5 protein-coding genes are annotated in these 5153 nt (G+C 40.6%); 2 read left to right on the top strand and 3 right to left on the bottom strand.

From position 1 onward, the window contains the following. Nucleotides 1-322: 322 nt before the first annotated feature. The 3 genes from P2W72_RS04170 to upp form a co-directional block, all read right to left on the bottom strand. Nucleotides 323-847: a DinB family protein gene (locus P2W72_RS04170; RefSeq protein ID WP_276359648.1), complete on the bottom strand. Its 525-nt coding sequence runs from the start codon at nucleotides 845-847 to the stop codon at nucleotides 323-325. Further along, nucleotides 844-1536, bottom strand: a complete 693-nt coding sequence (locus P2W72_RS04175) for a YjjG family noncanonical pyrimidine nucleotidase (RefSeq protein WP_276359649.1) — start codon at nucleotides 1534-1536, stop codon at nucleotides 844-846. The genes P2W72_RS04170 and P2W72_RS04175 overlap by 4 nt, the downstream gene beginning before the upstream one ends. 84 nt (nucleotides 1537-1620) lie before the next feature. After that, nucleotides 1621-2265, bottom strand: a complete 645-nt coding sequence (gene upp, locus P2W72_RS04180) for a uracil phosphoribosyltransferase (RefSeq protein WP_276359650.1) — start codon at nucleotides 2263-2265, stop codon at nucleotides 1621-1623. A 340-nt stretch (nucleotides 2266-2605) separates the two neighbouring features. Between upp and uvrB the strand changes: the two genes are divergently transcribed. Together uvrB and P2W72_RS04190 are read left to right on the top strand one after the other, a co-directional pair. Beyond that, the gene (gene uvrB / locus P2W72_RS04185) at nucleotides 2606-4639 is read left to right on the top strand and encodes an excinuclease ABC subunit UvrB (protein ID WP_276359651.1); all 2034 of its coding nucleotides are present in this window, start codon (nucleotides 2606-2608) and stop codon (nucleotides 4637-4639) included. A gap of 115 nt (nucleotides 4640-4754) precedes the next feature. Then, entirely contained in the window at nucleotides 4755-4949 is a 195-nt protein-coding gene (locus P2W72_RS04190; RefSeq protein ID WP_276359652.1) for a YwbE family protein, read from the top strand. Nucleotides 4950-5153: the final 204 nt, after the last annotated feature.

Here is a 5153-nt window from a genome sequence, read left to right on the forward strand (position 1 = left end):
CAGAAACATTCATACCTCACTTGCTTAAACACGTCTTGGAGTGCACTAAAAGGATAAAATGTGGATTTATAACAAATACCGGACAGCCGCGGCTTTTTGATTCTTTTCAGCTGCAGGAAAAGAATTAGGCCCAGCGGCATGAGCAAAAGATTTTCAGTGTGAGCAAATCATTTTAACCGGACAACAATGGAGAAGGAATCAGCAAATTAGCACAGAGTGTCGTCCTGAAGAGCCTGACGAATTTCCGGATAGATCTGAAAATTGAAGGTGATGCAGGATTTTATCCCATAAAATCCCTTTGCGTTATCCCTGAAAATAAATACTAAGTGCTTTTTAGCATTCTTTCAATACGCTTTAGCTGCGCCGTATGATGACGGGTATGAATTTCAATAAACCTGAACCATTGCTTTGCATTCAGCAAACCCAGGCGGGGGTGTTTTACCTTTTGATTCGGGTCTGAGCTTTTAATTCTGCTTTTGACCGCATCCAGTCTTGACTTAAACTTCCCGATTAAATTCCGTGCATCTTCAGTACTGATCTTTTTTACCATTGACCTTATTTGCTCAGGTGCCTTAATTTTTCCGGGAGGAAATTTCCCAAAAAACAATATCAGCCAGACAAGCCATTGTGTCCGGTCTCTGGTATGAACACCGGTCTTAAGAATACATTTCTCGGCAGCGATTAATGAAGCAAGATCTGATTGAAAAATATGAGAAAAGGTCTCGGAATATGACCATCCACCTCCCGGAGGGTTCATACAGAATATATCTTCCGAAACCCCTGAGAGAAGGTCTTCATAAACCTTTACCGCTTTCAGTATTGATCTGTATTGCCGTTCAGCACTCATAAAATGCTTTTCAATTCACTCAGACAGCCAATCTGATGTTCAACATCCTCAGGTTTTTCTTTTCCTTCAGGATTAAAATAAATAGCCTTCATTCCAATATTCTGTGCCCCCCGGATGTCTGCTTCTATACTATCACCAATCATAACACTTTCATTTATCAGGGCACCTGCAAGTCCCAGGGCATGTTCAAATATCGCCCTGTCAGGTTTATTCACCCCGATTACCTCTGAGATAACAACATTATCAAAGTAAATGTCCAGTTTATTATTACCAATTTTCAGCTCGGTAGATTCTTTAAATCCATTGGATATCAGATGAAGGGAATACCTCTCTTTCAGATAATTCAGGGTTTCATGAGCTTCGGGGAATAAATTGGTCTTTGTCGGACAAATATTCACATAATCATCTTCAAATTGCCGGGGAATAAACTCAGGGGAAATCCCCAGATCTGTAAAAGTTTTCGCAAACCTTGTTTCGCGAAGTTGCTGCTTGCTTATTTTACCAACATGATATTCAGCCCAGAGCTTATGATTATTATCGGTATATACTTCTATAAACCGTTCGGCAGAATGTAATCCCAGATCTTTTAAATTATAAGAATGGTAAAGTTCAAAAAGAGTTTCCTCCGCATTTTTATCAAAATCCCAGATGGTATGATCAAGATCGAAAAACAGGTGCTTGTATTGCATTAATATTAAATTGATTGAATATCAACGCAAATTTACCCAATAAAGTTTAGTGATCGTAAAAGAAGCGTAAAATAGAAAGGGAGATCATTCCTTGATTCCGAAAGCAAGATCTCCTGCATCCCCCAGTCCCGGTACGATATAAGACCTGGTGGTAAGTTCTTCATCAATCGCACCAATCCAGAGCCTGGCTTGAGGTAAATTTGCTTTAATATGTTCTAAACCAAGCTTACTGGCAATCACACCCACAATATGAAGCTCTTTAATACGGTACTGCTGTATTAATTCCTTACAGCACAATACCATACTTTCACCCGTTGCAATCATCGGATCAGCTATAATCAGTATTTTATCGTTCAGTGATGGTGAAGAAACATATTCTATCTCAATGGTAAAATGATGGCTTTTACTGGTTTTACGATAGGCTGAGATGAATGCAGAATCAGCTTTATCGAAATAATTCAGCAAACCACGGTGCAGAGGTAAACCTGCCCGCAGAATGGTGGCAAGTACTGGCTGCTCCTTCATGATTGGTATCATTGCGGTTCCCAGGCTCGTTTCAAATTCTGTATCCACATATTTGAACCCCTTGCTGATCTCGTAGGCAAATATTTCACCCAACCGTTCCATATTTTTACGGAAACGCATGCTATCCTGCTGAATCTGAGCATCACGCAGTTCAGCCAGAAAATGGTTTGCAACCGAGTTTATTTCATTCAGGATAAAATGCATGATTAAATATAATGATTTTTACATGTAATCTGTTGTCTGTTATCTGGAATAATCCTTCAAAGAATTTCAGTTCGTAATTGATCATTCGTAATTAATAATTCGAAAAATATTTGATAATAGCAGTCATCTTGATTATTGAATCTGATTCCCAATTTAGCAGTCATCAATCTCAATACACAATACGCACTACTCAATACTTCTTTCTTATAATTAATAATTCGAAAAATATTTGATAATAGCAGTCATCTTGATTATTAATCTGATTCCCAATTTAGCAGTCATCAATCTCAATACACAATACGCACTACTCAATACTTCTTTCTTATCTTTACAACATCCCATGGAATTTAAACTTACATCTGAATATCAACCTACCGGAGATCAGCCTGAAGCTATCAGACAACTGGTAGAGGGAGTAAATAATGGCGAGCATTACCAGACACTGCTTGGAGTAACAGGCTCCGGTAAAACATTTACCATTGCCAATGTTGTTCAGCAAACCCAAAAACCTATGCTGGTGCTTAGCCACAATAAAACCCTGGCGGCACAGCTCTACGGTGAGTTTAAACAGTTCTTTCCTGAAAATGCTGTAAACTATTTTGTTTCATATTACGATTACTATCAGCCTGAAGCTTATCTCGCTTCATCCAATACCTATATTGAAAAAGATCTGCAGATTAATGAGGAAATTGAAAAATTAAGACTGCGTACCACTTCAGCATTAATGTCGGGAAGAAGGGATGTGATTGTGGTTTCATCAATTTCATGTATCTATGGTATGGGAAATCCGGAAGATTTCTCTAATTCTGTATTTCGTTTTGCGACCGGAACAAAGATCAGCAGAAATGCCTTTTTACACCGGCTTGTTGAAATACTATACTCACGCTCTACAAGCGATTTCAGACGTGGTACCTTTCGGGTAAAGGGTGATACGGTTGATATATACCCTGCCTACATGGATCTGGCTTACCGGGTTTCTTTCTTTGGGGATGATATTGAAGAACTAAGCACCATTGATCCGGCTACAGGTAAGACCATCGAAAAAATGTCGCATATGGCAATTTTCCCTGCCAATTTGTTCGTTACACCTAAAGAACGTTTAACCCAATCGATCTGGTCTATACAGGAAGAGCTGGAAGCCCGAAAACAACAATTTATTGATCAAAAACGCTTTCTGGAAGCAAAGCGATTGGAAGAGAGGGTTAATTACGATCTTGAAATGATCAGAGAGCTTGGGTATTGCAGCGGGATAGAAAATTATTCCCGCTTCTTTGATGGCAGAACTCCGGGTATGCGCCCATTCTGCCTGCTGGATTATTTCCCGGATGATTACCTCATGGTCATTGATGAAAGCCATGTTACCGTCCCGCAAATCAGGGCCATGTATGGTGGCGACCGCTCGAGAAAACTTTCACTGGTAGAATACGGATTCAGATTACCTGCAGCGCTGGATAACCGTCCGCTGAATTTTAATGAATTTGAAAAACTTGCCCCTCAGACCATTTATGTGAGTGCAACTCCCGGAGATTTTGAACTTCAGCAAACAGAGGGTGTTTTTGTGGAGCAGGTTATCCGTCCTACCGGGCTTCTGGATCCGGAAATAGAGATCAGACCGGTAATCAACCAGGTGGATGATCTGCTGGATGAAATTGACAAAACTGTTAAAATGGGCGACAGGGTGCTGGTCACCACCCTGACCAAACGCATGTCTGAAGAATTAAGTAAATACATGAATCGCCTTGGAATCAAGGTAAGGTATATTCATTCAGAAGTAAAAACTCTGGAACGCGTAGAAATTCTGAGAGATCTGCGTCTGGGGGTGATTGATGTGCTGATCGGGATTAACCTGCTCAGAGAGGGTCTTGATCTTCCCGAGGTTTCACTGGTTGCTATTCTTGATGCGGATAAGGAAGGTTTCCTGCGTTCAGAACGCTCACTGATACAAACCATAGGCCGTGCAGCCAGAAACGACCGCGGAAGGGTAATTATGTACGCTGATAAAATCACCGACAGCATGAGGGTGACCATTGATGAAACCAACAGAAGAAGGGAAAAACAGATTGCCTACAATACAAAGCATGGCATTACCCCCAGAACTGTTGGAAAAACCAGGGAAGCAATTATTGAACAGACCTCTGTCATGGATTTTAAAGGAGGGGTTCAGAAAGCTTATGTTGAAAAGGAAATGACCGACAATCTGGCCGCAGATCCTATCATTCAATACATGAGCAAGCAGGAACTGCAAAAATCAATTGATAAAACTAAGAAGGAAATGACTGCTGCCGCAAAAGATACGGACTTCCTGCTCGCGGCCAAACTGCGGGATGAAATGTTTGCCCTGGAAAAAATCATGCTGGAGAGATTTGGACAATAAGTATTAAGTAGTGAGTAGAGCGTATTGAGATGAATCCTTACTACATTCAAATCAGTTGTTAATCAACAAAAATTCGCCATTCTTAATTTTTAATTCTTCATTAACAACCAAGACTATGGACGGCAAAAGCAGAAAAGATATCTATCCCGGACTTGAGGTTGATATCATACTCAAAAAAGACCAGCGAAGCGGAAACAGAACCCGGGGTATTGTAAAAAGATTGCTTACCAGTGCGGCATTTCATTCAAGAGGCATTAAAGTGATGCTTGAAGACGGACAGGTAGGCAGGGTTGTGGAAATATTCCCGTAAAAACCACGCCGTGGTGACAATTAAGCAGCGGACCAGTGCTGTATAATGAGCAAATCAGAGAATGAGCTACCCGATAGCTATCTGATTGAGCAAATGAGCTTACTAAATTCCATCCTAACGTCATTCCTGCCTACCGCAGCTACCCTGTACACATATCTTTTGCAATTTTTATTCCTTCGATAATGTGATACAGCCTATCCAGTC

Source organism: Daejeonella sp. H1SJ63, assembly GCF_029360775.1.
Lineage (GTDB): Bacteria > Bacteroidota > Bacteroidia > Sphingobacteriales > Sphingobacteriaceae > Daejeonella.